Annotated in this window: 30 protein-coding genes; 28 read left to right on the top strand and 2 right to left on the bottom strand. The window is 41.0% G+C overall.

What is annotated here, in order from left to right; translation table 11 throughout:
- The first annotated feature begins 48 nt into the window (after positions 1 to 48).
- From AB986_RS05470 to spoVM, 7 genes are all read left to right on the top strand, one after another.
- The gene (locus AB986_RS05470) at positions 49 to 801 is read left to right on the top strand and encodes a Stp1/IreP family PP2C-type Ser/Thr phosphatase (protein WP_048309842.1); all 753 of its coding nucleotides are present in this window, start codon (positions 49 to 51) and stop codon (positions 799 to 801) included.
- Positions 801 to 2,870: a Stk1 family PASTA domain-containing Ser/Thr kinase gene (gene pknB / locus AB986_RS05465; RefSeq protein ID WP_048309840.1), complete on the top strand. Its 2,070-nt coding sequence runs from the start codon at positions 801 to 803 to the stop codon at positions 2,868 to 2,870. The genes AB986_RS05470 and pknB overlap by 1 nt, the downstream gene beginning before the upstream one ends.
- A gap of 10 nt (positions 2,871 to 2,880) precedes the next feature.
- Entirely contained in the window at positions 2,881 to 3,768 is an 888-nt protein-coding gene (rsgA, locus tag AB986_RS05460) for a ribosome small subunit-dependent GTPase A (protein WP_048309839.1), read from the top strand.
- Position 3,769: 1 nt separating this feature from the next.
- Positions 3,770 to 4,417: a ribulose-phosphate 3-epimerase gene (gene rpe, locus AB986_RS05455; protein WP_048309838.1), complete on the top strand. Its 648-nt coding sequence runs from the start codon at positions 3,770 to 3,772 to the stop codon at positions 4,415 to 4,417.
- Positions 4,418 to 4,520: 103 nt separating this feature from the next.
- Positions 4,521 to 5,072, top strand: a complete 552-nt coding sequence (gene thiT, locus AB986_RS05450; protein WP_048309837.1) for an energy-coupled thiamine transporter ThiT — start codon at positions 4,521 to 4,523, stop codon at positions 5,070 to 5,072.
- Positions 5,069 to 5,731, top strand: coding sequence for a thiamine diphosphokinase (locus AB986_RS05445; RefSeq protein WP_048309836.1), 663 nt, complete (start codon positions 5,069 to 5,071; stop codon positions 5,729 to 5,731). The genes thiT and AB986_RS05445 overlap by 4 nt, the downstream gene beginning before the upstream one ends.
- A 98-nt stretch (positions 5,732 to 5,829) precedes the next feature.
- Entirely contained in the window at positions 5,830 to 5,913 is an 84-nt protein-coding gene (gene spoVM, locus AB986_RS05440; RefSeq protein WP_048309835.1) for a stage V sporulation protein SpoVM, read from the top strand.
- 41 nt (positions 5,914 to 5,954) lie between these two features.
- Here spoVM and rpmB read toward each other — a convergent pair whose 3' ends face one another.
- Positions 5,955 to 6,143 carry a 50S ribosomal protein L28 gene (gene rpmB / locus AB986_RS05435; RefSeq protein ID WP_136945560.1) on the bottom strand — a complete coding sequence of 63 codons (189 nt, stop codon included), beginning with the start codon at positions 6,141 to 6,143 and terminating at the stop codon, positions 5,955 to 5,957.
- 298 nt (positions 6,144 to 6,441) lie between these two features.
- Here rpmB and AB986_RS05430 point away from each other — a divergent pair, with 298 nt between their 5' ends.
- The 11 genes from AB986_RS05430 to rnc all read left to right on the top strand — a co-directional run bounded on the left by AB986_RS05430 (position 6,442) and on the right by rnc (position 16,881).
- Positions 6,442 to 6,804, top strand: a complete 363-nt coding sequence (locus tag AB986_RS05430; protein WP_048309833.1) for an Asp23/Gls24 family envelope stress response protein — start codon at positions 6,442 to 6,444, stop codon at positions 6,802 to 6,804.
- A gap of 22 nt (positions 6,805 to 6,826) precedes the next feature.
- Entirely contained in the window at positions 6,827 to 8,503 is a 1,677-nt protein-coding gene (locus AB986_RS05425) for a DAK2 domain-containing protein (RefSeq protein ID WP_048309832.1), read from the top strand.
- A 184-nt stretch (positions 8,504 to 8,687) separates the two neighbouring features.
- On the top strand, positions 8,688 to 9,350 hold the full coding sequence (gene sdaAB, locus AB986_RS05420) for an L-serine ammonia-lyase, iron-sulfur-dependent subunit beta (protein ID WP_048309831.1): 663 nt from the start codon (positions 8,688 to 8,690) through the stop codon (positions 9,348 to 9,350).
- A gap of 20 nt (positions 9,351 to 9,370) precedes the next feature.
- Positions 9,371 to 10,258, top strand: coding sequence for an L-serine ammonia-lyase, iron-sulfur-dependent, subunit alpha (sdaAA, locus tag AB986_RS05415; RefSeq protein ID WP_048309830.1), 888 nt, complete (start codon positions 9,371 to 9,373; stop codon positions 10,256 to 10,258).
- A gap of 10 nt (positions 10,259 to 10,268) precedes the next feature.
- Positions 10,269 to 12,299, top strand: coding sequence for an ATP-dependent DNA helicase RecG (gene recG / locus AB986_RS05410; protein ID WP_048309829.1), 2,031 nt, complete (start codon positions 10,269 to 10,271; stop codon positions 12,297 to 12,299).
- Between the two features lie 121 nt (positions 12,300 to 12,420).
- On the top strand, positions 12,421 to 12,978 hold the full coding sequence (gene fapR, locus AB986_RS05405; protein WP_048309828.1) for a transcription factor FapR: 558 nt from the start codon (positions 12,421 to 12,423) through the stop codon (positions 12,976 to 12,978).
- A 14-nt stretch (positions 12,979 to 12,992) separates the two neighbouring features.
- Positions 12,993 to 13,988: a phosphate acyltransferase PlsX gene (plsX, locus tag AB986_RS05400; protein WP_048309827.1), complete on the top strand. Its 996-nt coding sequence runs from the start codon at positions 12,993 to 12,995 to the stop codon at positions 13,986 to 13,988.
- The gene (gene fabD, locus AB986_RS05395; RefSeq protein WP_048309826.1) at positions 13,988 to 14,929 is read left to right on the top strand and encodes an ACP S-malonyltransferase; all 942 of its coding nucleotides are present in this window, start codon (positions 13,988 to 13,990) and stop codon (positions 14,927 to 14,929) included. The genes plsX and fabD overlap by 1 nt, the downstream gene beginning before the upstream one ends.
- A 3-nt stretch (positions 14,930 to 14,932) precedes the next feature.
- Positions 14,933 to 15,673, top strand: coding sequence for a 3-oxoacyl-[acyl-carrier-protein] reductase (gene fabG / locus AB986_RS05390; protein ID WP_048309825.1), 741 nt, complete (start codon positions 14,933 to 14,935; stop codon positions 15,671 to 15,673).
- Positions 15,674 to 15,740: 67 nt separating this feature from the next.
- On the top strand, positions 15,741 to 15,974 hold the full coding sequence (acpP, locus tag AB986_RS05385; RefSeq protein WP_048309824.1) for an acyl carrier protein: 234 nt from the start codon (positions 15,741 to 15,743) through the stop codon (positions 15,972 to 15,974).
- A gap of 115 nt (positions 15,975 to 16,089) precedes the next feature.
- Positions 16,090 to 16,881 (top strand): ribonuclease III, encoded by a 792-nt coding sequence (gene rnc, locus AB986_RS05380; RefSeq protein WP_084006403.1) that lies wholly within the window; start codon positions 16,090 to 16,092, stop codon positions 16,879 to 16,881.
- Positions 16,882 to 16,916: 35 nt separating this feature from the next.
- Here rnc and AB986_RS05375 read toward each other — a convergent pair whose 3' ends face one another.
- Complete coding sequence (locus tag AB986_RS05375) at positions 16,917 to 17,141, bottom strand: DUF1128 domain-containing protein (protein WP_048309823.1); 225 nt, start codon at positions 17,139 to 17,141, stop codon at positions 16,917 to 16,919.
- A gap of 229 nt (positions 17,142 to 17,370) precedes the next feature.
- Between AB986_RS05375 and smc the strand changes: the two genes are divergently transcribed.
- The 10 genes from smc (at position 17,371) to rplS (ending at position 26,821) form a co-directional block, all read left to right on the top strand.
- Complete coding sequence (gene smc, locus AB986_RS05370) at positions 17,371 to 20,934, top strand: chromosome segregation protein SMC (RefSeq protein WP_048309822.1); 3,564 nt, start codon at positions 17,371 to 17,373, stop codon at positions 20,932 to 20,934.
- A gap of 19 nt (positions 20,935 to 20,953) precedes the next feature.
- Positions 20,954 to 21,949, top strand: a complete 996-nt coding sequence (gene ftsY / locus AB986_RS05365) for a signal recognition particle-docking protein FtsY (protein WP_048309821.1) — start codon at positions 20,954 to 20,956, stop codon at positions 21,947 to 21,949.
- Between the two features lie 101 nt (positions 21,950 to 22,050).
- Positions 22,051 to 22,380 (top strand): putative DNA-binding protein, encoded by a 330-nt coding sequence (locus tag AB986_RS05360; RefSeq protein ID WP_048309820.1) that lies wholly within the window; start codon positions 22,051 to 22,053, stop codon positions 22,378 to 22,380.
- 12 nt (positions 22,381 to 22,392) lie between these two features.
- Positions 22,393 to 23,742 (top strand): signal recognition particle protein, encoded by a 1,350-nt coding sequence (gene ffh, locus AB986_RS05355; RefSeq protein ID WP_048309819.1) that lies wholly within the window; start codon positions 22,393 to 22,395, stop codon positions 23,740 to 23,742.
- 85 nt (positions 23,743 to 23,827) lie between these two features.
- Positions 23,828 to 24,100, top strand: coding sequence for a 30S ribosomal protein S16 (rpsP, locus tag AB986_RS05350; protein ID WP_048309818.1), 273 nt, complete (start codon positions 23,828 to 23,830; stop codon positions 24,098 to 24,100).
- A gap of 82 nt (positions 24,101 to 24,182) precedes the next feature.
- Positions 24,183 to 24,410 carry a KH domain-containing protein gene (locus AB986_RS05345; RefSeq protein WP_048309817.1) on the top strand — a complete coding sequence of 76 codons (228 nt, stop codon included), beginning with the start codon at positions 24,183 to 24,185 and terminating at the stop codon, positions 24,408 to 24,410.
- Positions 24,411 to 24,688: 278 nt separating this feature from the next.
- Entirely contained in the window at positions 24,689 to 25,105 is a 417-nt protein-coding gene (locus AB986_RS05340) for a YlqD family protein (protein ID WP_048309816.1), read from the top strand.
- Complete coding sequence (rimM, locus tag AB986_RS05335; protein WP_048309815.1) at positions 25,102 to 25,617, top strand: ribosome maturation factor RimM; 516 nt, start codon at positions 25,102 to 25,104, stop codon at positions 25,615 to 25,617. Before AB986_RS05340 ends, rimM begins: the two co-directional genes overlap by 4 nt.
- A 1-nt stretch (position 25,618) precedes the next feature.
- Positions 25,619 to 26,350, top strand: a complete 732-nt coding sequence (gene trmD, locus AB986_RS05330) for a tRNA (guanosine(37)-N1)-methyltransferase TrmD (RefSeq protein WP_048310908.1) — start codon at positions 25,619 to 25,621, stop codon at positions 26,348 to 26,350.
- A 126-nt stretch (positions 26,351 to 26,476) separates the two neighbouring features.
- Complete coding sequence (gene rplS / locus AB986_RS05325; protein WP_048309814.1) at positions 26,477 to 26,821, top strand: 50S ribosomal protein L19; 345 nt, start codon at positions 26,477 to 26,479, stop codon at positions 26,819 to 26,821.
- The last annotated feature ends 63 nt before the right edge of the window (positions 26,822 to 26,884 follow it).

Genomic DNA, 26,884 nt, shown 5'->3' with positions numbered 1-26,884 from the left:
GAAGCAATTTTCGCCGCGTCATTATTGTAGAGGAGACGGGGTGACCACATGCAAGCTGTAACATTGACAGACCAGGGACAAGTAAGGGCATACAATGAAGACAGTACGAATGCAGTGAAGAATAGCCTGGGAGAATATCTAGTTGTTGTAGCGGACGGAATGGGTGGCCATAAAGCTGGTGATGTTGCTAGTGCGCTGGCTGTTGAATCGCTTCAACTTAGCTGGAAAGAAGAAGAAGCTGGCTTTCGACCGGGAAGAGCGGAAGCATGGCTCCTACATACCATCCAACAAGCAAATGAGACGATTCTATCTTTGTCAAAAGAGAAACCGCAGTATGCCGGAATGGGTACGACGATTGTAGCGGCAGTATGTACCAATGAGTTTATTACAATTGCGCATGTCGGAGATAGCCGTGCGTACTTGATTGGACATGATGGTCTTTCTCAAAAAACAAGTGATCACTCTCTTGTAAACGAACTGGTCAAAAATGGGCAGCTTTCAGAAGAAGAAGCAGAAGACCATCCAAGAAAAAATGTGTTACTTCGCGCACTTGGGACGGATATGAATGTGAAGGTTGATGTTCATACGTTTGAATGGGATGAACAAGATGTAGCACTCTTTTGTTCAGATGGTTTAACGAATAAAGTGTCAGATACAGAGCTTCAAGATGTGTTGAATTCAAATCAATTGCTAAAGGAGAAGGTAGCTAAACTTATTCGTTTAGCAAATGAGGCAGGCGGAGAAGATAATATCACTGCAGCTATTGTTGAGAACTCACCTTCTTCAGGAAGTGAAGTCTAATGTTAGGAAAGCACATAAATGGACGTTACAAACTACTAGAAATTATTGGTGACGGTGGCATGGCGATTGTGTATAAAGCTACTGATCTAATCCTTGATCGTACTGTAGCTGTTAAGTTGCTTCGCCCTGAGTTCTCTCAAGACAATGATTTCATTAAACGGTTTCGTAGGGAAGCAGAGTCTGCAACAAGTTTAGCTCACCCAAATATCGTTTCTATTTATGATGTTGGAGAAGAAGAAGACATTTACTATATCGTAATGGAGTATGTTGAGGGAGCTACCCTTAAGCAGAAAGTCCGTGACCGCGGTGCATTACCTATAGAAGAAGCTGTAGATATTATGAAACAGATGACTTCTGCTATTGACCATGCTCATGAAAATCACATCATACACAGAGACATTAAACCTCATAATATATTGATTGATGAATATGGGGAAGCGAAAGTAACGGACTTTGGTATCGCAATCGCTATGACGTCAGCTACAATCACTCATACGAACTCCGTGCTTGGCTCTGTCCATTATTTTTCACCTGAACAGGCACGTGGGGGATTGGCTAACGAGCGATCTGATATTTATTCTCTTGGGGTTTGTTTCTATGAAATGGTCACAGGGGTACTTCCTTTCTCGGGTGATTCTCCAGTATCTGTCGCTCTTAAACATTTGCAAGATCGATTCCCTAAACCAAGTTTAATTAATACGTCACTACCTAGAAACATTGAGAACATCATTTTGAAAGCAATGGCGAAAGAACCCTCCCAGCGTTTTCAAAGTGCACAAGAATTATTTGACGCACTGGAATTGGCGCTTGATCCAACGAAGGTTTATGATAAGCCCATAGAGTCAACGGAAGATGAAGAGACCAAAATTCTAGCTCCTGTAGTCTCTAATCGCTCCGAAAAAACACAAGAAGTAAAACCGATGGGACCCGTTCAGAAGCAAGAAGTTGAGCCAGAGAAAAAGAAAAAGAAAGCTGGAAAAATAACAGCGATCGTATTTTTAATTCTACTGCTTCTTGGTGGAGCTGGTGCCTTAGCCTTCATCTTTATGCCAGGTTTATTCTATGTTAGTGATGTTGAAGTACCAGACGTTACCGGTTTGTCATACGAAGAAGCAAGAACGACGCTCATCCAAGAGAAGCTCGATGTAAAGAAAGAAGAGCAATTTGACGATGAGGTAGAGGAAGATGACGTGATCAGTCAAGATCCTGGTACAGGTATTATGGTGAAAGAAAATAGTACAATAACCCTCTACGTTAGTATGGGTGCTGAAAAGACAGAGCTTGAAGACTACATTGGTAAATCAAAAGACGAAGTGGAAGCACTGTTAGAGAAACAAGGTTTTACGAATGTGAAGTTTGAAGACGAGTATCGCGACGAACCTGTAGGTGAAATTTACGATCAAAACCCTGAAGCAGGCAAAATGGTTCTTCCTACCGAAGATCGCATTATTATCTGGTATAGCCTTGGACCAGAACCTGCTCTTATGCAAGATATAACAGGTTGGACCAAAGAAGAAGCTGAGGCTTATGCTAGTAAGAAAAGTTTAACGATTGTATACGAAGAGGCTGAATATAGTGATTCAATCGATGAAGGAAGTGTTATGAATCAATTCCCTGGTGCAGCAGCAGAGGTTGATGAAGGTGACGAAATTAGGCTAACTCTTTCCAAAGGGAAAGAGCCCGAACCTGAACCTGAACCTGAACCTGAACCCGAGCCAGAACCCGAGCCAGAATCTGAGCCTGACCCTGACCCAGAGAATGATCCAGATCCAAAGCCAGAACCTGAGCCGTCTCCAGAAGATCAGGCAATTATAGTCCCTAACTCATTCACGTTTGATGTGAAAGAGGGCGAAGAGCATCTAATTGAAATTTTATATACAGATTCAACAACAAAAGGTGAAGAAATTTCGGAGAAAATCACAGAAACAAAAGAATTTAATTTTGATTTAACGATTTATCCAGGTGAAGAAGCATCTTATAAAGTTCTTGTTGATGGCGAAGAGAAAAAAGAGAATTCGAAAACAATAACGTATGATCAAGCTAAACAAAAATACGGAAAAAACGAGTAAGGAGTCCTACATGGCAGATGGAAGAATTATTAAAGCATTAAGCGGCTTTTACTACGTGCAGGATGAAGCGAATAAAGAAATTTATCAGTGCAGGGGAAGAGGGAATTTCCGTAAAAGGAAAATCACCCCACTTGTTGGAGATTTTGTTGTGTATGAAGCAGAAAACAAGACAGATGGATATATTCTTGAGGTGAATGAACGAGAAAATGAATTAGTTCGTCCTCCTATAGCGAATGTCGATCAGGCTTTTCTAGTTTTCTCAGCCACACAGCCTACTTTCAATACACAGCTTCTTGATAAATTCCTTGTGCATATTGAAGCAAGTGATATTAAGGCGATTATTTGCATCTCAAAAATTGATCTTGTTTCAGAGTCAGAAGAAAATGAAATTCTTGCTTATGCAGAGAACTATAGAGACATCGGATATGATGTACTTGTTTCTTCTGCCCAAAGTCTATCAGGCGTGTCTGAAATAGAGCCTCATTTTCAGGAGAAAGTTACCGTGTTTGCAGGTCAGTCTGGCGTTGGTAAGTCTTCTCTATTGAATGCAATTAAACCAGAACTGGATCTTGATACGAGTGATATCTCAACACATCTTGGGCGAGGTAAACATACTACGCGTCACGTTGAGCTTATTCCGTTTGGATCAGGCCTTGTCGCTGATACACCTGGATTTAGTTCTTTAGACTTCAGAGGCATTGAAGCGGATGATTTGTGGCTTTACTTTCCTGAGATTAGAGATAAAAGCAATGAGTGCAAATTTAGAGCGTGTACTCATCAAGCTGAGCCAGGATGTGCTGTGAAAGACGCGGTTGAAAGCGAAGAAATCAAAGCTTACCGCTACGATCACTATTCTTCTTTCTTTCAAGAGATTAAGGACCAAAAACGGAGGTACTAATATGATTAAAATTGCACCCTCAATTCTGGCTTCGGATTTTGCCAGGTTAGGTGAAGAAGTGAAAGATGTTGAAGCTGCTGGTGCTGATTATATCCATGTTGACGTGATGGACGGGCATTTTGTGCCAAACATTACCATTGGCGCACCAATTGTACGTGCACTTCGACCTGTTACAACGCTTCCTCTTGACGTACACCTAATGATTGAAAATCCTGATCTTTATATTGAGGAATTTGCGGACGCAGGTGCAGATATCCTAACGGTTCATGCAGAAGCATGTCCACATTTGCATCGTACAATTCAGTTGATAAAGAGTACAGGCACTAAAGCGGGGGTAGTGATTAATCCAGGAACTCCCGTAGAAGCTATCAAACATGTTATTGAAGACGTAGATCTAGTTCTTTTAATGACAGTCAATCCAGGTTTTGGTGGTCAGGCTTTCATTGAAAGAGTTCTGTCTAAGATAACAGAGACGAAACAATTGGCAGCGTCTCTTGGAGTCTCACCTGAAATAGAGGTGGACGGTGGTGTGAACGCTGAAACAGCACGGTTATGCATTGAGGCTGGCGCAACGGTATTAGTGGCAGGATCAGCCATATATAATCAATCTGATCGAAAAGCAGCAATTGATCAGATTCGCCACTCATAAAGCAGCGGGGCTATTCCCGCTGTTTTTTTGTAACACTCATAGGTTAGATTAAATCGTCAATTCGTTAATAGGGAAGACGATGTTAATGGGGGATTAACTCTTTATGAAGAAAAATTATAAACTCGTACTGCTTGTTGAAATTGCTCTAATGGCAGCAGTCGGTGTTATTCTTGATTTATTATCGCTCCGTCTTTGGCCAAATGGTGGTTCAATTTCGCTTGCTATGGTTCCAATTTTCCTAATTGCTTTTCGAAGGGGAGCCGGTCCTGGACTTATTACTGGTTTACTAGTTGGTATATTACAGCCACTCCTTGTTGCGCCATTTTATGTGCATCCAATTCAGTTCATCCTTGATTATCCTGTCGCCTTTATGCTAGTTGGATTAGCAGGGCTGTTTCATGTTTCTGTTGACACGAGTCAAAGGAAGCGTCTTGTTATGATCGCGATCGGCTGTGTTGTAGGTTCGCTTTTACGATTAGTGAGTCATTTTATTTCTGGTGTGGTCTGGTTTGGTGATATGGCTCCAGAAGGTACACCTGTGGCTCTTTATTCTTTCCTCTATAATGCATCTTATCTCCTTCCGACAGCAGCGGTTTCTATAGTTGTACTCGGTCTCCTTTCAAATGCTGCTCCTAAGATGGTGCATTACGAATGAAGTCAAAAGAAATATACATTGTGGCAGGAGGACCTTTAGAAGATCTTCCTCGGAATTTGCTTGAAGAAAAAGATGTTCGCTGGATAGGTGTCGATCGAGGCGTCTATACGCTATTACAGAATGATATTCTCCCTGAACATGGCTTTGGAGATTTTGATTCTGTTACGTCTAGTGAAAGAGCGTGGATGGAATCATACAACCTTCCATTCACGGTTTACCCTTCTGAGAAAGACCATACGGATCTTGAGATAGCGCTAGATTGGGCCATTAATGAAAATCCTGAAGCGATTACGATGTTTGGCGTTACGGGAGGCAGACTTGATCATAGCTGGATGAATGTCCAAATGTTAATTAAGGGTGTTAAATCAAACGTGAGCCTCGCGTTAGAAGATCGGTTAAACCGTCTCGAAATGAAAAAGCCGGGCTCTTTTGTAGTTAAAAAAGATACTCGTTTTCCATACATGTCATTTCTCGCATTTACACCTGAAGTAAAGGGATTAACGCTTAACGGATTCCGATATCCGCTAGGGAATCAAACCATTTCTTGGGGCTCAAGTCTTTGTATAAGTAATGAACTGGTTGAGGAAAAAGGGTCTTATTCATTCACTGAAGGCATACTATTGGTGGTAAGAAGTTCGGACGCCGAACAGCAGCTTTAGGTACTATTTTATTTTCGGCGAATATAATAGTAATGCATCTTATATTCTCATATTGTTCATCCGGAGGTCCATCTTTGACTTTCTGAGGAGGGGGAAATATGAAGTTCTATACGATTAAATTACCAAAGTTTCTCGGTGGTTTTGTGAGGGCTGTTCTGGGGTCTTTCAAAAAGAATGAGTAGCAACAAAAAAAGCACCCAAAAGGGTGCTTTTTTGTTAGTTATTATACGCGTTCAACTTTACCTGATTTAAGAGCGCGAGCAGAAACATAAACCTTCTTTGGTTTACCATCTACCATGATACGTACCTTTTGAAGGTTAGCACCAAATTTACGTTTTGTTGTATTCAACGCGTGAGAACGCTTGTTACCAAACGTAGTCTTTCTTCCAGTGATTGCACATTTAGCCATTATTTCAACCTCCTTACTGTCCTACATTGCACAAAAAGTGCAGGATAAATCCTCCACTATAGTATCACGTAGGTTTAGTGAATGCAAGATGTTTAACTAGTGATATCAAGAAAAAAACTTAACAGTAAAAGCTGTCTATAATAGAGGTTTTGAAGGATGAACTTTTATTATGACTAATATTGTAGTAAAATAACGTTAGCTCTGCAAATTATTTATTTCACTTATAACATTTATCTTGAATGCTGAATTAGGATAGACTGATCATCAGGTTAGCACCCAAATCGCTAAGGGAGGAAATATAATGGCAATTGAAATGAAAACCCAATACGGACAAATTGATATTTCGACGGAAGTGGTAGCTGCGATTGCAGGTGGCGCGGCGATTGACTGTTATGGTATCGTAGGTATGGCTTCACAGAAGCAACTGAAAGATGGCATAACTGAACTTTTGGGAAAAGACAACTTTAGCAGAGGGATTGTCGTTCGAAAAGACGAAGACGATCTTAACATTGATATGTATATAATTGTGAGCTACGGTACGAAAATTTCAGAGGTTGCTCATAATGTTCAAACGAAAGTAAAGTATCAGCTTGACCAGATGCTCGGACTTTCAGTGGATTCAGTAAACATCTACGTTCAAGGGGTCAGGGTGACCAACCCTTAAGTGGAGTTAGGAGGAACAGTTTGTGACGATTGAAAAGATTAACGGTAAAAAGTTTGCGCATATGGTTCTTGAAGGGGCAAATAACCTTTCAAAGAACGCTAAGATGGTTGATGCGTTAAACGTATTCCCTGTGCCAGATGGCGACACAGGAACGAATATGAATTTAACCATCACATCAGGCGCAACAGAAGTCAAAACAAGTAATTCTGATAAAGTGGGAGAAGTAGCTTCCCTTTTTGCAAGAGGATTACTGATGGGGGCACGCGGTAATTCAGGCGTTATCCTTTCACAATTATTTAGAGGCTTTTCAAAAGCAGTGGAAGGCAAATCTGAGATTACCTCAGTAGAACTTGCTGCTGCTCTTGAAAATGGTGTGGATTCAGCATATAAAGCTGTTATGAAACCTGTTGAAGGGACTATTCTAACGGTTGCGAAGGATGCAGCAAGAAAAGCTGTAAAATCAGCCAAAAAGATGCCAGACGTGGTTGAGTTGATGCAAGAAGTTGTGAAAGAAGGAAAAGCGTCGCTTAACAGAACTCCAGACCTTCTCCCTGTATTAAAAGAAGTAGGGGTAGTGGATTCAGGTGGACAGGGTCTTCTTCTTATTTACGAAGGGTTCTTAGCTGTGCTTGAAGGCAGAGAAACGCCAGATTCTTCCGTAGACGAAGAAAAGATGGAAGAACTAGTTCGTGCAGAGCACCACAAGAGTGCGCAGGGACATATGAAGACAGAAGATATTGAATTCGGGTACTGTACAGAATTCATGGTTCAATTCGAGGGTGAAAAGCTTAAGCATTCTCCATATGATGAGGAAGCGTTCCGTAATGAACTTGATAAGCATGGCGACTCCCTACTAGTCGTATCTGATGACGATATCGTTAAAGTACATATGCATACAGAATACCCAGGCGAAATTATGACGTATGCACAGAATTACGGTAGCTTAATTAAAATTAAAATTGAGAATATGCGCGAACAGCACACAACGATCCTTAACCAAGAACAATCTGCTCCGGTTAAGAAGGAGAAACCTGCTGAACGTAGTAAGTACGGAATTATTACTGTTTCAATGGGAGATGGCATCGCGACTTTATTTGAAAGTCTCGGAGCAAGCTATGTAATCCCTGGCGGACAGACGATGAATCCAAGTACAGAAGATATTATTAGAGCTATTGAAGAAGTGTATGCAGAGAATATTATTATTTTACCGAATAACAGTAATATTGTTATGACAGCACAGCAGGCAGCTTCTGTAGTGGAAGAGAATGTTATTGTAATTCCTTCCAAAACAGTCCCACAAGGAATTTCAAGTTTGCTTGGTTTTAACCCTTCCGTTGATCCAGATGCAAACGAGGAAACGATGAAAGATAGCTTATCTGCTGTGAAATCTGGTCAGGTGACATTTGCTGTAAGAGATACGAAGATTGATGGAATTGAAATCGCTAAAGATGATTTCATGGGAATATCAGACGGCAAAATTGTCGTATCTGAACCTGGTCGATTAGAAGTTGCAAAAGCATTGCTTCAATCGATGGTAACGGAAGAAGATGAGATTGTAACGATCATCTTTGGTGAAGACACAGATCAGAAAGAAGCAGAAGCTTTGGTTGCCTATGTTGAAGAACAGTTTGAAGATGTAGAAGTTGAGCTTCATGAAGGAAATCAGCCGGTTTATGCTTATATTTTAGCAGTCGAGTAATTCATAATGACGGAAAAAGAAACGTGGCATGTGCCAGGTTTTCTTTTTCTGTAAAGCTATGTTAGCTCATATTGTTGATTTTAGTGAAAGGTCACCACAGGGCGAAAAGAGCCAAAAATCACCACTGTTCATTAACATAGCCATTTGTAAAGACGAATTGCATTTGAAGAAAGGTGGAGTCAATGTGAAGTTTCGCAGTGTTTTTGACATTATTGGTCCTGTTATGATTGGCCCTTCTAGCTCCCATACTGCTGGAGCAGCAAGAATTGGACGAGTTGCAAGGCACCTCTTTGGGCGTGAACCGAAAAGCATAACGATTTCACTTTACGGTTCCTTTGCAAGAACATACAAAGGACACGGTACTGACGTAGCATTAATCGGTGGCGTTCTTGATTATGACACTTTTGATGAGCGAATAGTGAATGCGCTTTCAATAGCAAAAGAAAAGGAAATCAAGGTTCGATTCATCGAAGAAGATGCTATTACAGATCATCCAAACACCGCTCGAGTTTCTCTAAAAGATGATCATGGAGAGATCGAGTTAGTTGGTATTTCGATCGGTGGCGGCAAAATAGAAGTAATTGAGCTAAATGGATTCGCGCTTGGACTTTCAGGAAATAGTCCGGCTATACTGGTTGTACATAATGATCGTTTTGGGGCCATTGCAGGTGTGTCAAATACGCTTGCCAAACATGAAATCAACATCGGTCATATGAATGTATCGAGAAAAGAAAAAGGTAAAGAAGCGCTAATGACCATTGAAGTTGATCAAAACATTCCACAAGTCGTTCTTGATGAAGTGGAGCTGTTACCAAATATCATTCAAGTTGCTAAAATAAGTGACTAACAGATCAAGGAGGAATGGCAATGTTTCGAAATGTAGCAGAATTAGTAGAGTTAGCTCAATCAAAGAATGTGCCGATTTCTGAGATTATGATTGCTCAAGAAATGGATTTTAGAGGCAGTACACGTGAACAAGTTTATAATCAAATGAAGAATAACCTCGAGGTAATGGAACAAGCCGTGGAAAGAGGGATCAAGGAAGATGTGCGCTCTCATTCAGGGTTAACTGGAGGGGACGCTGTTCTCCTTCAGGAATATATGAAAACAGGCAATTCTCTTTCAGGCCATATGATGCTTGATGCCGTTAGTAAAGCCATTGCAACGAATGAAGTGAATGCGGCAATGGGTACGATATGTGCAACACCTACTGCAGGTTCTGCAGGAGTTGTTCCTGGCACACTATTTGCTATTCGTGAGAAAGTTAATCCAACCGAAGAGCAGATGGTTAGATATTTATTTACTTCAGGAGCATTCGGTTTTGTCGTTGCAAATAATGCATCGATTTCTGGCGCGGCAGGTGGCTGTCAAGCAGAAGTGGGTTCAGCAACTGGTATGGCTGCTGCAGCCATTGTAGAATTGATGGGTGGAACGCCAGAACAGTCATCTCACGCATTTGCTATTGCTCTTAAGAATATGCTTGGTCTTGTTTGTGACCCTGTTGCTGGTCTTGTGGAAGTTCCATGCGTGAAACGGAATGCAATGGGGGCATCTAATGCTCTTGTAGCTGCAGATATGTCACTTGCTGGTATAACAAGTCGTATTCCATGTGATGAAGTGATCGATGCGATGTACAAAATCGGTCAAACGATGCCATCTGCTCTGCGTGAAACAGCTCAAGGTGGTCTAGCTGCAACGCCTACTGGTCGCGAGTTAGAAGCAAAAATATTTGGAGTATCTCTTGATAGGAAATGAGTGAGAATCAATGGACGATCGGATCACACAAATAAAAGGGATTGGTGATGAGAAAGCTGCTTCTCTCTCATCAATCGGTATAAATAAAATCACAGACTTAATTGAATATTTTCCATTTCGCTATGAAGATTATGAGCTAAAAGATCTTGCGGATGTTAAGCATGAAGAACGCGCAACTCTGGAAGGGAAAGTTCATAGCGAGCCGGTCGTTCGCTTTTTTGGCAAGAAAAAATCACGTTTGTCTGTCAGGCTGTTAGTAGGGAAATTCCTCATAACAGCCGTTTTTTTTAATCGTGCGTTCTTAAAGAAACAGTTTACGCTCGGACAGATCGTGACAGTGACCGGTAAATGGGATCAGCATAAAATGACCCTTTCTGCCAATGAAATCACGTTCTCATCCCACAATCCAGATGGAACGATTGAACCGATCTACCCTGTTGGCGGAGATGTAACAGTTAAGGCGATGAAGCGATACATCCAGCTTGCTCTGAAGCAATTTGGTGATCACATTGAAGAAAACCTTCCCGTACAAATGCTTGAACGATATAAGCTAATGCCGAGGAAATCTGCTGTTATGATGATGCATTCACCTGATTCTCATGAAGGTCTTAAACAGGCAAGAAGACGCTTTGTGTATGAAGAGTTGCTTCAATTTCAATTAAAAATGCAGATTTTCAGAAAAAGAGAGCGCGAAAGTACACAGGGAGCTGCGCAACGGTATGAGAAAGAGAAGCTTGATGAGTTTATTCAAAGCCTTCCATTCCCACTAACGGGTGCACAGAATCGGGTTGTCGGAGAGATTCTAACCGATATGGAAAGTACTTATCGTATGAATCGCTTACTACAAGGTGATGTTGGATCGGGAAAAACCGTTGTAGCAGCAATAGGATTATATGCTAGTTATCTTGCGGGTCATCAGGGAGCGCTTATGGTGCCAACAGAAATTCTAGCTGAACAGCACAATGAATCATTTCAAGACCTTCTTGGCGATCGATTGAATGTTGAACTTCTTACAGGATCTGTGAAAGGGAAAAAGAGAAGAGAGATTCTAGAGCGACTCGCGCTTGGAGAAGTTGACCTTTTAATAGGGACGCATGCTTTGATTCAGGACGAAGTGGTATTTAACAACCTTGGACTCGTAATTACAGATGAACAACACCGATTTGGTGTTGGTCAAAGAAGGGTTCTAAGAGAAAAAGGTCTGAGTCCTGATGTTCTCTACATGACTGCAACTCCAATTCCAAGAACCCTTGCCATTTCGGTTTTTGGGGATATGGATGTTTCAACCATCGATGAAATGCCAGCCGGACGAAAGCCAATCGAAACGTATTGGGCGAAGCCAAGTATGCTGACACGCGTCATTGATTTTGTGAAAAAAGAGTTGGATCAGGGTATGCAAGGCTATGTGATATGTCCGTTAATAGAAGAATCAGAGAAGCTTGACGTTCAGAATGCGATTGACGTTCATTTTCAAATGCAAACTGCTCTTCCTGATTATCAAGTTGGGTTAATGCATGGACGTTTGAGCTCAGACGAGAAAGAAGCAGTAATGGATGAGTTCAGTAGAAATGATGTACAACTTCTCGTTTCAACAACCGTAGTGGAAGTCGGTGTAAACGTTCCTAACGCAACGATCATGGTCATATACGATGCTGAGCGCTTTGGACTAGCTCAACTTCACCAACTTCGTGGACGTGTTGGTCGAGGTAGTGAACAATCATATTGTGTGTTGCTTGCAGATCCTAAATCCGAAGTTGGTAAAGAGCGAATGCAAATTATGACGGAATCAAACGATGGATTTGTTTTGTCACAGCGGGACCTTGAACTACGAGGACCAGGTGACTTTTTTGGTCGAAAGCAAAGCGGTTTGCCTGAATTTAAAGTAGCGGACCTTGTTCATGATTACCGCGTTCTTGAAGTAGCGCGAAATGATGCTGCTGCACTCGTTGATTCCAGTGCATTCTGGGAAGATGAGACGTATAGTAGTCTTAGAAACTACCTAACCAATCAAGGCGTATTGAGCGGGGAAAAGCTTGATTAGCTTGCATAATCAAACGCCTCGGTATATACTACCTTTTAGGACCTAGTCATAAGACTGAGATAAAGAGGATCATTCGATCCTCTTTATCCGTTTATTAATGCTAGATAGGCGGCGGTAGTGAATGAAAAGGAGTAAAAAAGATCGGCAGGAGCAACTAAAGGAAACGATTGAGAGTACGCCTTTTATTACAGATGAAGAACTTGCAGATAAATTTAATGTAAGTATCCAAACAATTAGGCTTGATCGACTTGAACTTTCCATACCAGAATTGAGAGAACGTATTAAATATGTTGCTCAGCAACAGCTAGATGAAGTCAAAGCATTACCAATTGATGAAGTAATTGGTCAAATCATCGATTTGCAACTGGATGAGAGTGCAATTTCAATTCTAGACATTCGACCTGAGCACGTGTTTTCAAGAAATAAGATTGCTAGAGGACATCATTTATTTGCACAAGCAAATTCGCTTGCGGTTGCAATTATTGATGATGAACTAGCTCTGACAGCGAAAGCAAATATTCGCTTTTCAAGTCAGGTAAAAGAAGGTGAACGAGTGGTAGCTAAAGCAAGCGTCACCGAACAAAGCAAAGACAGAACAACGGTGGAAGTGAATAGTTTTGTTCACAATGAGAATGTCTTTACTGGTGAGTTTGTTATGTATCGCTCCACTAAATCCTGAAGGGAAGATTTATTATGAGACTTGCGATAGATGCAATGGGTGGCGACAATGCGCCAAACGCTATTGTTGATGGCGTATATGAAGCAATTGAAGCTTTTCCCGATCTTTCAGTAACGATTGTTGGAGACGAAGAAAAACTTAACCCGCTTCTTAAAGGGAATAAAGATCGTGTTGCTGTTCTACACACAGAAGAATACATAACATCTGAGGATCAGCCAGTAAAGGCTGTCCGAAGAAAGAAAAATGCCTCAATGGTGCTTGCAGTCAATGAAGTGAAAGAAGGACGAGCAGATGCGGCTATTTCTGCTGGGAATACTGGGGCATTGATGGCAGCTGGTTTGTTGTACGTAGGCCGTATTAAAGGGATCGATCGTCCTGGCCTTGCACCTACCCTTCCAACTATTGACGAGAAAGGATTTGTCCTTCTTGATGTAGGCGCAAATATGGATGCGAAACCAGAACACTTACTTCAATATGCTCATATGGGTTCGATCTACGCGGAGAAAGTTCGCGGAGTTAATAATCCACGTGTAGGTCTATTGAACATAGGAACAGAAGAAGGAAAAGGAAATGAACTAAGTAAAGAAGCATATGCGCTTCTCCAAGGTAGCGGTCTTAACTTTGTTGGGAACGTCGAGTCACGAGATATACTAGGCAATGAAGCTGATGTTGTCGTATGCGATGGATTTTCTGGCAATCTGGTGTTGAAAACGATTGAGGGAACAGCGCTTACCATGTTTAAAATGTTAAAAGAAGAGCTAACTAGTTCATTAACAAGTAAAATGGCAGCAGGCGTTCTAAAACCGAAATTGAAGAATTTAAAAAGTAAACTTGATTACTCAGAATATGGTGGTGCAGGACTATTCGGTCTTCGGGCACCGGTGATAAAAGCACATGGATCATCTAATGGTCGCGCTGTTTTTAGTGCTATTAAACAGGCGCGTATGATGGTGACTGGAAATGTTGTATCAGCTATTCAAACATCGCTAAAACAGGAAGGGGATCAGTAATGGGTAAAACAGCATTTTTATTTCCAGGACAGGGTTCACAGGCTGTCGGAATGGGACAAGCTTTTATGGAAGCTTACTCAGTATCGAAGGATGTTTTTACTGAGGCAGACAACCGATTAGATTTCGAATTAACAAAACTTATTATGAATGGACCGATCGAAACGTTAACAAGAACTGAAAATACACAGCCTGCGCTCGTAACAGCAAGCGTTGCTGTTCTTGAGGCTCTTCGTGAAAAAGGGATTACAGCAGACTACACGGCTGGTCATAGTCTCGGAGAATATTCGGCACTTGTTGCTTCTGGATCTCTTACTTTTTCAGATGCAGTGTTTGCAGTTCGAAACCGTGGACTATATATGGAGGAAGCCGTTCCTTCAGGTGAAGGCGCAATGGCAGCTATTATGGGAATGGAGCGAGAAGATCTACAACAAATCGTTGATGATGTTTCTGCTTCAACTGCTACCGTTCAACTTGCGAACTTGAATTGTCCAGGGCAGATTGTTATTTCGGGTGCTAAAGCAGGCGTTGAAAAAGCTTCGGAAGTTGCGAAGGAAAATGGCGCAAGACGAATCATTCCATTGCAAGTTAGTGGACCATTTCATTCAAGTTTAATGAAGCCCGCAGCTGACAAGCTTTCAAGTATATTAGCAGGTATTGAAATTAAAGATGCTTCGATTCCTGTTATCGCAAACGTTACGGCTGAACCTTCTACTTCAGCAACAGATATACATGATCAACTTCTAAAACAAATTTATTCACCGGTTCTATGGGAAGATACGGTACGTAAACTTATGGATCTTGGTGTGGATACCTTTATTGAAGTTGGACCTGGAAATGTTCTATCTGGTTTAGTGAAGAAGGTAAATCGTCGTGCAGCTGTTCATGCAGTTGGAACACCTGAACAGCTTGATCAACTAATTGAAAAGTTAGGGGAGGAATAACGAATGTCGGATAACAAAACAGCACTTGTTACAGGTGCTTCTCGCGGAATTGGACGAGCAATTGCTCTAGAACTTGCGGCACAAGGCATGAATGTAGCTGTAAACTATGCTGGAAGTGAAGCGAAAGCGATGAACGTCGTTGAAGAAATTAAGGCAGCAGGCGGACAAGCCATTGCAATTAAAGCAAACGTTGCTAGCATGGAAGAAGTACAGAGTATGATAAAAGAAGTTGTAGGCACTTTTGGTAGCCTTGAGGTACTTGTAAACAATGCTGGTATTACACGTGATAATCTTCTTATGAGAATGAAGGAAGAGGAATGGGACGCAGTCATTGACACGAATTTAAAAGGCGTATTCAATTGTACAAAATCAGTAACGCGACAAATGATGAAGCAACGCTACGGCAGGATTGTTAATGTCGCTTCTGTTGTTGGTGTTGCTGGTAATGCTGGTCAAGCGAACTATGTGGCTGCTAAAGCAGGCGTTATTGGATTAACAAAAACAACTGCAAAAGAGCTAGCAAGCCGTAATATCACGGTAAATGCTCTTGCGCCAGGGTTTATTGAAACAGACATGACTGATGAACTTTCGGATGACGTGAAAAGTGGCATGAAAGGCCAAATTCCTCTTGGAAGACTTGGTGCTGCTGAAGATATTGCGAAAGCTACGAAGTTCCTAGTATCTGACGATGCTAATTACATTACAGGACAAACGCTTCATATAGACGGCGGCATGGTGATGTAACTTTTTCATCAGCATCTAGTTTTTTTGTTTTATATATCCTATAATAGCTTGAGGGGAGGTGAGTCTAATGGCAGATACACTAGAGCGTGTAACAAAGATTATTGTTGATCGTCTTGGAGTTGAAGAATCTGAGATTAAACCAGAAGCTTCTTTCAAAGACGACCTTGGTGCCGATTCCCTTGATGTAGTGGAATTAGTCATGGAACTTGAAGATGAGTTTGATCTGGAAATTTCTGATGAAGATGCTGAGAAAATTGTAACAGTTGGCGATGTAATTGATTACATAAACAGCCATCAATAATCTTCAGGATATACCTGAAGTTGTGGAGTAAGCCCCGCTGGCCGGGGCTTTATTCCCTTTCAAGTAAGAGAATTTCAATCAACTAAGATGTCATTGATAAGTCGTGGAGGTATCTATGTCCAAATCTAAACATTCACCAAAAACGAGAGCAAGACGTTACAAACCTAAGCATTCACGACAACTCGTGGTTGGAGACGCGACTAGATCGCAATTCGCTGCATTTCAAGAGGAAATTGGTGTATCGTTCGAAAATGAGCAGCTGCTATTTCAGGCTTTTACCCATTCATCCTATGTGAATGAGCATCGACTGCATCCGCAAATGGATAACGAACGTCTTGAATTTCTTGGAGATGCTGTACTTGAGCTCACAATATCAAGATACTTATATGAGAAATATCCGAACATGAGTGAGGGGCAACTAACAAAGCTTAGAGCTGCTATAGTATGCGAACCATCACTTGTTCAATTCGCAAACGATTTGAATTTTGGACATCTTGTTCTTTTGGGCAAGGGGGAGGAAATGACAGGAGGTAGAATGAGACCTGCTCTACTCGCTGATGTGTTCGAATCATTTGTTTGCGCACTGTATCTTGATCGTGGTCTTGAAGTAGTCTTTGAATTTCTTGAGAAGTTTGTCTATCCAAAGATTAATGCCGGTGCTTTTTCTCATGTGATGGATTATAAAAGCCAACTTCAAGAAGTCATTCAACGTGAAGGCCTTGGAGGAATTGATTATGTTATTACCGACGAAAAAGGCCCAGCCCACAATAGAGAGTTTTCTTCAAAAGTCATGTTGAACGGAAATGATCTTGGTGTTGGAATCGGACGCTCAAAGAAAGAAGCCGAACAAATGGCTGCTCAAAAAGCACTTCTGAATTTAAAAGAACGTAATGAAAAAGAATCCTGAAGCTTCAGGATTCTTTTTCATTACAATTTAGTTAATCATGATACGCGCATTTTACCAAGCTCAGCTAGTAACGCTTGCATTTCTGCAACGCTTAGAGAACTTTTCTTATTCACCATGACGTAAATTTCATGAATATCTTCATATGAAGATAGATCGAATGATTCTGGTTGAATCATTCCAGCGTTGATTACCTGCATTTTTTCTTTAATACCTTCGACCATAAATGCAAGATTTTCTTCTGATTTAATTGAAAGATCCATGAATACCACCTGCCTTATTCGTCATTTAAAACGAAAGGTAACACATTGTGTTATTTCGTTATGTAGTGAGAAAGGCGACTCCAAGATAACAGAGTCGCTTTCCTAATTGTAACATGTCTTCGCTCGGTATCGTAGAGGGCATTGTTTTATGATAAAATAAGACAGTTAGCGAGAAAATGTATTACACTTGATTTGCATACATAGATGAAACAGATGAGGGGGAAAGATGATGTTCCTCAAACGATTAGATGTAGTCGGCTTTAAATCATTTGCCGATCGTATTTCAGTTGAGTTTGTACCAGGAGTAACATCAGTTGTCGGACCAAATGGTAGCGGCAAGAGCAATATTAATGACGCCATTCGTTGGGTACTTGGTGAACAATCAGCCAAGTCACTTAGAGGCGCTAAAATGGAAGATATCATTTTCGCAGGTAGTGATACTAGAAAAGCTGTAAATCTTGCAGAGGTAACACTAACCCTTGATAATACAAATCAATACTTACCAATTGATTATAACGAAGTAAGCGTAACGAGACGTGTGTACCGTTCAGGAGACAGCGAGTACTTGTTAAATAACCAGACATGTCGCTTAAAAGATATTATTGAACTGTTTATGGATTCAGGTCTTGGGAAAGAATCGTTTTCGATTATTGGCCAGGGCAGAATTGAAGAGATTCTTAGTAGTAAGTCAGAGGAACGTCGGAAGATCTTCGAAGAAGCGGCGGGTGTTCTGAAATACAAAACACGTAAAGTTAAAGCGGAAAACAGACTTAAGGAAACAGCAGATAACTTACACAGAGTAGAGGACATTCTTTATGAGCTAGAAGATCAAGTAGAGCCCCTTCGAATGCAGGCATCCATTGCAAAGGATTACTTGCAAAAACGAGAAGATTTAGAGAAGTTTGAGGCTGCGCTCACTGTCCATGAAATTGAAGAATATCATAAGGCGTGGAAGCAGAAAACAGCAGAGCTTGACTCACTAAAGCATAAAGAGAGTACATTAGCTGTATCTGTTCAAGAAAAAAAAGATGAGCTTAGCAATGCTCGAGAAAAGCTTGATCGTTCAGAAAGTGATCTTGAAATGTATCAGCAAAAGCTTCTTGATACAAGTGAAGAACTTGAGAAACTTGAAGGTAAAAAGGAAGTTCTAAAGGAACGGAAGAAAAATGCACACCAAAACCGGACGAATCTCAAAGAACGTATAACCTTTTTAAACGAGAAAAAGAGTTACTATGAAAAAGAGATTGAGCATCATCGAAAAAGGTTTGAACAGCAAAGAAAAGAACTTGGTGATCTGAAAAGCAAACTAAAAAAAGAAACAGAGCTTCTTTCTGATATTGAACAAGATATCGAAGTAGAGCTTGATCGAATGAAGTCTGACTATTTCGAGCTTCTTAATGAACAAGCTTCAATTCGGAACGAAAATCGCTACCTTCAAGACCAGCTGTCAGTTCTTAAGCAACGTAAACAGCGCTTAGAGGGTGATAACTATAAATATATTGAAGAGCGGAGTTCCGTTGACGATAAGAAGAAAAACCTTACAAGTGAACTAACTGAATCAAAAAAACAGCTCGAAGCACATGTGTCACATTTCTATAAAAGCAAACATGATGTGGAAGAAAAGAAAAAATCCCTAAGTGATAAAGAATCAAAGCTTTATCAAGCTTATCAATATATCCAACAGTATAAATCGAAGAAAGAAATGCTTGAAGAAATGCAAGACGATTATGCTGGATTCTTTCAGGGTGTTAAAGAAGTATTGAAAGCGCGAGAAGAGCTTGAAGGTATTGAAGGGGCGATCGCTGAGCTTATCACCGTTCCTAAAGAAGTAGAAACAGCTCTTGAAACGGCACTTGGAGGAGCTATGCAAAATGTTGTTGTGCGTGATGAAGCAGCTGGACGCAAAGCCATTTCTTTCTTAAAGAAGAATCGTTCAGGTCGAGCAACGTTTCTGCCATTAACTGTTATTAAATCTAGAAAGCTGTCTGGATATGATCTTGAGCGTATTAAACAACACGACGCTTTCGTAGGGATAGCTTCTGAACTCGTTCAATACGACTCGAAGTATGAAGCTGTAATTGAAAATCTATTAGGATCTGTTCTAATTGCAAAAGAATTAAAGGGTGCAAATGAGCTCGCTAAAATCATGCAGTACCGAACGCGTATCGTTACACTTGAAGGCGACGTTGTGAATCCAGGTGGATCGATGAGTGGAGGAAGTGTTAAACAAAAATCGTCTTCTCTTCTTAGTCGACAGCGTGAACTTGAACTGCTTGAGAATAAACTCGGTGATATGCAACAAAAAACAGAAGTAGTTGAGCAAGAAATTAAACAAGATAAAGCAGAACTAGGTGAACTCGAAGAGAAGCTCGATGCTATGCGAGAAAAAGGAGAAAATCTAAGGCTACAAGAGCAATCTCTCCTTGGGGACTTAAGAGCGATTGAAGGTGAAGAACGAAATACGAATGAGCGTCTTCAGCTTTATGATCGGGAGAAAAAGGCAATCGATGAAGAAGAAGAAACACACGAGAATCGAAATGTTTACCTTTCTGATCGTTTGGAAACAATCACGAAGCAGGCAGCTTCGTTAGAAGAGAATATTGAGAACCTGACGGCAAAGAAGCAAACCCAGCAATCGTCTCGTGAAACGATCCAAGCGGAAATTACTGAGTTAAAAGTGAAAGTAGCAGAACATCAGCAATCTTTCCAGAACCAAAAAGAGACGCTTGATCGATTAACAACAGAACAAAATGAAACGATTGAGCAACTTAATGAAACTGTTGAAGAGCACACTCTTTTATCTGAAGCCATGTCTTCTAATTCGAATGGGGAAGAAAAGCTTGATCAGAATATCCTTACCTATCGAGCGCAGAAAGAAGAGCTTCTAACAGCACTCCAGCATGAACGGGAAGTAAAACTTGCTTTGCAGAAAGATATTTCAGATATTAGTGGCAACCTTGATAAATTAGTAGCTGAAGAAAAGCAATTGTCTGGTCTTATGCAGGCTGTAGAAGTGCGAATTAATCGCCTCGATGTAGAACTTGAAAATCGATTAGCTATTTTGAGTGAAGAATATGAGTTAACGTATGAAGCAGCGAAAGAAAAGCATGTTTTAACAGTAGAGCCTGAGGAAGCAAAACGAAAGCTGAAACTGATTAAAATCGAAATCGATGAACTTGGTACAGTGAACCTTGGAGCTATTGATGAATACGATCGGGTGAACGAACGGTTTACGTTCCTTAGTGAGCAACAAACGGATCTTCTGCAAGCAAAAGAGACCCTTTATCATGTTATTGATGAAATGGACGAAGAGATGAAGAAGCGTTTCCAAGAGACGTTCGAAAATATTCGCCATCACTTTCAAATTGTATTTAAGGAGTTGTTTGGCGGAGGGAAAGCTGATCTTGTCTTAACGGATCCAGAAAACCTTCTAACAACTGGTGTTGATATTCTTGCGCAGCCTCCGGGGAAAAAGCTTCAGCACTTGGCGCTCCTTTCAGGGGGAGAACGAGCATTTACTGCTATTGCTCTTTTATTCTCAATATTGAAAGTGCGTCCTGTACCTTTCTGTGTACTAGATGAAGTAGAAGCTGCACTTGATGATGCGAATGTTGGCAGATTTGCTAAGTATTTAAAGCAGTTTAGTGAGAAAACACAATTTATTGTTATTACGCATAGAAAAGGTACGATGGAAGAGTCAGACGTGCTCTATGGGGTAACGATGCAGGAGTCAGGTGTGTCAAGGCTCGTATCGGTTAGACTGGAAGAATCGAAACAATTACTATCGCAATAATTAACAAGGGGGATCATTCATGAGTTTTTTTAAGAAGCTAAAAGATAAATTCACAACACAAACAGACGACGTTACAGAGAAGTTTAAAGGCGGTCTCGAGAAGACGAGAACTTCTTTCTCCACAAAAATGAACAATCTTGTAAAGAACTATCGGAAAGTGGATGAGGATTTCTTTGAGGAGCTTGAAGAGCTTTTGATTAGCGCTGACGTTGGCGTAGCTACTGTAATGGATCTCATTGATGTGTTAAAAGATGAAGCGAGAACACGTAACATTAAAGATACCAAAGAACTTCAGAGTGTTATTTCGGAGAAACTAGCTGAGTTGCTTCATAAATCTGAAGAAGATGGTTCCCTAAATGTACAAGAAGACGGTCTATCCGTATTCCTATTTGTTGGGGTTAACGGAGTGGGGAAAACGACGACGATCGGCAAACTAGCTCATAAGTTTAAACAAGAAGGTAAAAAAGTTGTATTAGCTGCAGGAGATACGTTCCGTGCGGGTGCAATCGAGCAATTAGACGTGTGGGGTGAACGAGCAGGAGTAGATGTTATTAAACACCAGGCGGGCTCAGATCCAGCGGCGGTTGTATTCGATGCTGTTCAATCTGCTAAATCAAGGCAGGCGGATATTCTTCTTTGCGATACAGCAGGACGACTACAAAACAAAGTCAACTTAATGAATGAACTTGAAAAGGTAAAGCGTGTGATTCAACGTGAAGTGCCTTCTGGTCCTCATGAAGTCATCCTCGTTCTTGATGCAACTACAGGACAGAATGCTATGAGTCAGGCCAAGCAGTTTGGTCAATCAACTGACGTCTCTGGTATCGCGCTAACAAAGCTTGATGGTACTGCAAAAGGCGGTATTGTTCTCGCAATTCGACATGAGCTTGATATACCTGTTAAACTCGTGGGGCTAGGTGAGCAAATAGACGATTTACATGAATTTGATGCAGATACATTTGTGTATGGTTTGTTCTCATCAATCATTGAAGAAGAGGAAGAAAACGAGGAATAAAACAACTTGAAAATGTGTTAAGAAAAAATCTTGACAAATAAAATGACGCATAGTAATATAATTAACGTAAAGGTGATTACCTTAACAAGGGGCTGTTAACAATGCTAGAAAAAACGATGAGAATTAATTCGTTATTCGACTTTTATCAGTCGCTTTTAACACCAAAACAACGTAATTATATGGCATTGTATTATCTAGATGATTACTCTCTTGGCGAAATCGCGGAAGAGTTTCAAGTTAGCCGTCAGGCTGTTTATGATAATATTAAGCGAACAGAACAAATGATAGAAGAATATGAAGCAAAACTGTTACTATTCGAGCGATATATCAAACGGCAGGAGCTATTAGAACAGCTCAGAAACACAGTGAAACGTGAGCATGAGAATTCAAACGCGCTGTCATTGATTGACTCTCTTGAAAAACTGGATTAGGAGGCGGCGAACATGGCATTTGAAGGGTTAGCCGACCGACTGCAAGACACCCTGCAGAAGATTCGCGGTAAAGGGAAAGTAACGGAAGCAGACGTAAAAGAAATGATGCGTGAAGTAAGGCTCGCTTTACTTGAAGCAGACGTTAACTTTAAAGTCGTAAAACAGTTTATTAACAAGGTTAAAGAGCGTGCAGTTGGACAAGAAGTAATGAAAAGTCTGACGCCTGGACAGCAGGTCATTAAAGTTGTTAATGAAGAGCTGACAGCGCTTATGGGTGGCGAGCAGAGTAAAATCGCCGTATCAAGTCGCCCGCCTACTGTTATTATGATGGCCGGTCTTCAGGGTGCAGGTAAGACGACAACTGTCGGTAAGCTTGCAAACCATCTACGTAAAAATCATAATCGCAAACCATTGCTGGTAGCGGCGGACATTTATCGTCCTGCGGCAATCAACCAGCTTGAAACATTAGGCAAACAGCTCAGCATGCCGGTGTTCTCAATGGGTGATCAAGTTAGCCCGGTTGAAATTGCTTCCAAAGCGATTGAAAAAGCGAAAGAAGAACATCTTGACTATGTCATTATTGATACAGCAGGTCGCTTGCATATTGATGAAGATCTGATGCAAGAGCTAAAAGATGTAAAAGAAGCTGTTACACCTGATGAAATTTTCCTTGTCGTCGATTCGATGACAGGACAGGATGCCGTGAATGTAGCTGAAAGCTTTAATGATGCCCTTCATATTACAGGTGTCGTTTTAACGAAGCTTGATGGTGATACCCGTGGTGGTGCTGCGCTTTCCATTAAGGCTGTGACAGACAAGCCAATCAAGTTCGCAGGTATGGGAGAGAAGCTTGATGCTCTCGAACCATTCCACCCTGAACGGATGGCGTCACGCATTCTAGGAATGGGAGATGTGCTAACACTCATTGAGAAAGCACAAACTTCTGTTGATGAAGATAAAGCGAAAGAGCTTGAGAAGAAGATGCGAACGATGAGCTTTACGTTCGATGATTTCCTTGATCAGCTCGGTCAAGTTCGCAGCATGGGACCGCTAGATGAATTGATGGACATGATTCCTGGTATGAATAAGAAAGCCATGAAGAATGTAAGTGTTGATGAGAAGCAAATTGGTCGAGTAGAGGCCATCATTCAATCGATGACAACACGTGAGAAAGAAGAACCTGATATCATTAATGCGAGTCGCAAAAAAAGAATAGCCGTTGGAAGTGGTACAACTGTGCAAGATGTCAATCGTCTCTTAAAGCAATTTGATGAGATGAAGAAAATGATGAAGCAGATGACCAACATGTCTAAAGGCGGCAAGAAAAAGGGTAAAGGCATGAATTTCCCATTCATGCAATAAAATCGAAGTAAATTTTTCTCTTTACAAGAGTATAAATTTATGATATTATATTTATTTATGTGAACATTTTTTGGAGGTGAAATACATGGCAGTTAAAATTCGTTTAAAGCGTATGGGTGCTAAAAGAGCTCCTTACTATCGCTTAGTTGTTGCTGATTCACGTGCACCACGTGACGGACGCTTCATCGAGGAGATCGGAACTTACAATCCGGTTGCTAATCCAGTTGAAGTGAAAATCAACGAAGAGAAAGCTCTTGATTGGATGCTTAAAGGCGCTAAGCCTTCTGATACAGTACGTAACTTATTCTCCACTGCAGGACTTATGGAGAAGCTTCACAACGCAAAAAACACAAAGTAATTTAACACCTTAGAGGAGGCTTTCTTGAAAGCCTCCTTTGGTGTATCTAGGTCCATCATTTTATTAAAGGTGGGAGATTATAATGGAATCCCTGGTAGAAACGATTGTAAAAGCTCTTGTGGACCATCCTGAAGATGTTCGGATCGAGAAAGAAGAAACAAACAGTTTGGAAATATACAAACTTCACGTTCATTCTAATGATACGGGTAAAGTCATTGGGAAGCAGGGGAAAGTTGCGAGATCAATTCGAACGGTGATGAACGCCGCTGCTGTTCAGTCCAATAAACGTGTACAGTTGGAGATACTTTAGGGGGGAGATGAAACTCCTCTTTTTTTGTTCGTTTTAGTTCTTTTTACAAGACTCTTTTCTAAAAGATAGTTGCTTTTGAAAGAATTTTTATATAAAAAACCACACTTCGCTAATTGGAGCGGAAGGATGCTCGACTCCTGCGAGACTAGCGGGACAGGTGAGACCCCGCTGGAGCGGAATTAACACACGCTTCTCCCTAATGAAGACCTGGCTAGTTTCTATTGCCTGTTTTTAGCATGTAAAAAACAGTACCTATTTACATATGGAGGGACAGCGCTATGAAAATCATTGTAACGTATGAAGTGAAACAGATACTAACCGAAGAAAGCCGGGCTTCGTATCTAGAAAAATGGCAGAAAGAGTACGATTCTCTCCTGCAAGAGAAGGAACATCTTCAATTTGAAATGAAACGATTACAAAAAAAGCGTCCTTCTGATCAAAAATGGATAGCAGATCAATTTGATAAAGAATTAAAAACAAGAGCTGAACAGATGTCATTTCTTGATTTTAAAATGGATCAACTCGATCAGCTCTCTATAGGCTCTGAAATTCATGATGGAGAAATACAATCTGTTCAGGAACTTCAAATCGGGGATAAGTGGCACGGAAGAGAACAAAAAGGTAAAATAGTTATAAAAGATGGGATCGTTGAAAGCATCGTCCCTGACTCAACAGGAAAGGATATCATGATATGACAGAATGGCTTAACGTAGGCAAGATCGTAAATACACACGGCGTACGAGGAGAAGTACGCGTTATTTCTAGAACCGATTTCCCCGAGGAGCGTTATGAAATAGGCAACAAGCTATACTTATTTAAAGATGACGAGCCTGTCGCATTAACGGTTTCATCTCACAGAAAACACAAGCAGTTTAACTTGCTTACATTCGAAGGGTATCACAATATAAACGACGTAGTGCATATGAAGGAAGGCATTTTGAAAGTAAAGGAAGATCAAGGCGGAAAGCTTGGGAAAGAAGAATTCTACTACCGCGATATCATCGGTCTTGAAGTTCACACTGAAGACGGCGAATACCTCGGTAAAGTGAAGGAAATCCTTTCACCAGGAGCAAATGATGTATGGGTTGTTCAAAGTGTGAACGGTGGTAAAGATCTTTTGTTACCGTACATCGAACAAGTCGTAAAGAACGTTGATTTAGATAACGGTAGAATTACCGTTCATTTAATGGAAGGACTTCGTGATTAGCATGAAGATTGATGTTCTATCATTGTTCCCGGAAATGTTTACTGGCGTTTTTAATCACTCTATTCTAAAACGAGCGCAAGAGAGCGGTACTGTAACGTATCAGGTGACAAACTTTCGAGACTATAGTACGAACAAACACAAAAATGTGGATGATTACCCATATGGAGGCGGTGCAGGGATGGTTTTAACGCCACAACCTGTTTTTGATGCCGTTGCAGACCTTGCTAGTGACAAAAAGCCTCGTGTTATTTTGATGTGCCCTCAAGGAGAGCGATTTACTCAGAAGAAAGCAGAGGAGCTAGCAAAAGAAGATCATCTTATTTTTGTTTGTGGTCATTATGAAGGCTACGATGAACGAATCCGTGAGAATCTCGTAACGGATGAGATTTCTATTGGAGATTTTGTCTTAACTGGCGGTGAACTTGGGAGTATGGTTGTGATTGATAGTGTAACAAGACTGTTGCCTGGTGTGCTTGGCAATGATACCTCTGCACCGATGGATTCGTTTAGTAGTGGGTTGCTAGAGCATCCCCATTACACACGCCCGTCTGAATACAACGGGATGAGTGTGCCTGATGTCCTGCTTTCAGGGAATCATGCAGCTATTGATAAATGGCGTCTTAAAGAATCGCTCAAACGCACATGGAATAGAAGACCTGATCTACTTCAAGAGAAGGAACTAACAAAAGAAGAACAGGCATTACTGCAAGAAATTATGAGTGAAAACGACTGATTTCTTCCTTGTAATCTAAATAACGCTATGCTATGATATCAGTTGTGGCATAAGTCACGTATTACGATGTTCCGCTGTAATGAAAGCTTATTTATAAGAGCATCTGTGTGGAAGGAGGGTTACTTGATGCACAAGTTAATCCAGGATATCACAAAAGACCAACTTAAGTCGGATCTTCCTACTTTCCGACCAGGAGATACTGTTAAAGTTCACGTTAAAGTTGTCGAAGGCACTCGTGAGCGTATTCAGTTATTCGAAGGTGTTGTGATTAAACGACGTGGTGGCGGAATCAGCGAAACGTTTACAGTTCGTAAGATTTCTTACGGTGTAGGAGTTGAGCGTACATTCCCTGTACATTCACCAAAAGTTGCTAAGCTTGAAGTTGCTCGTCGCGGTAAAGTTCGCCGTGCTAAGCTATACTACTTGCGTGCACTTCGTGGTAAAGCCGCTCGTATTAAAGAAATTCGATAAAGTAACACTTGGAAAAGGAGCTTGCACAGTCAGGCTCCTTTTTTCTATTGTAAAAACTCATAT

It is taken from the genome of Guptibacillus hwajinpoensis, from assembly GCF_001039475.1.
Classification (GTDB): Bacteria; Bacillota; Bacilli; order Bacillales; family Guptibacillaceae; genus Guptibacillus; species Guptibacillus hwajinpoensis.
The sequence above is the reverse complement of the archived record's forward strand: the minus strand, read 5'-3'. Positions and strand labels throughout refer to the sequence as shown.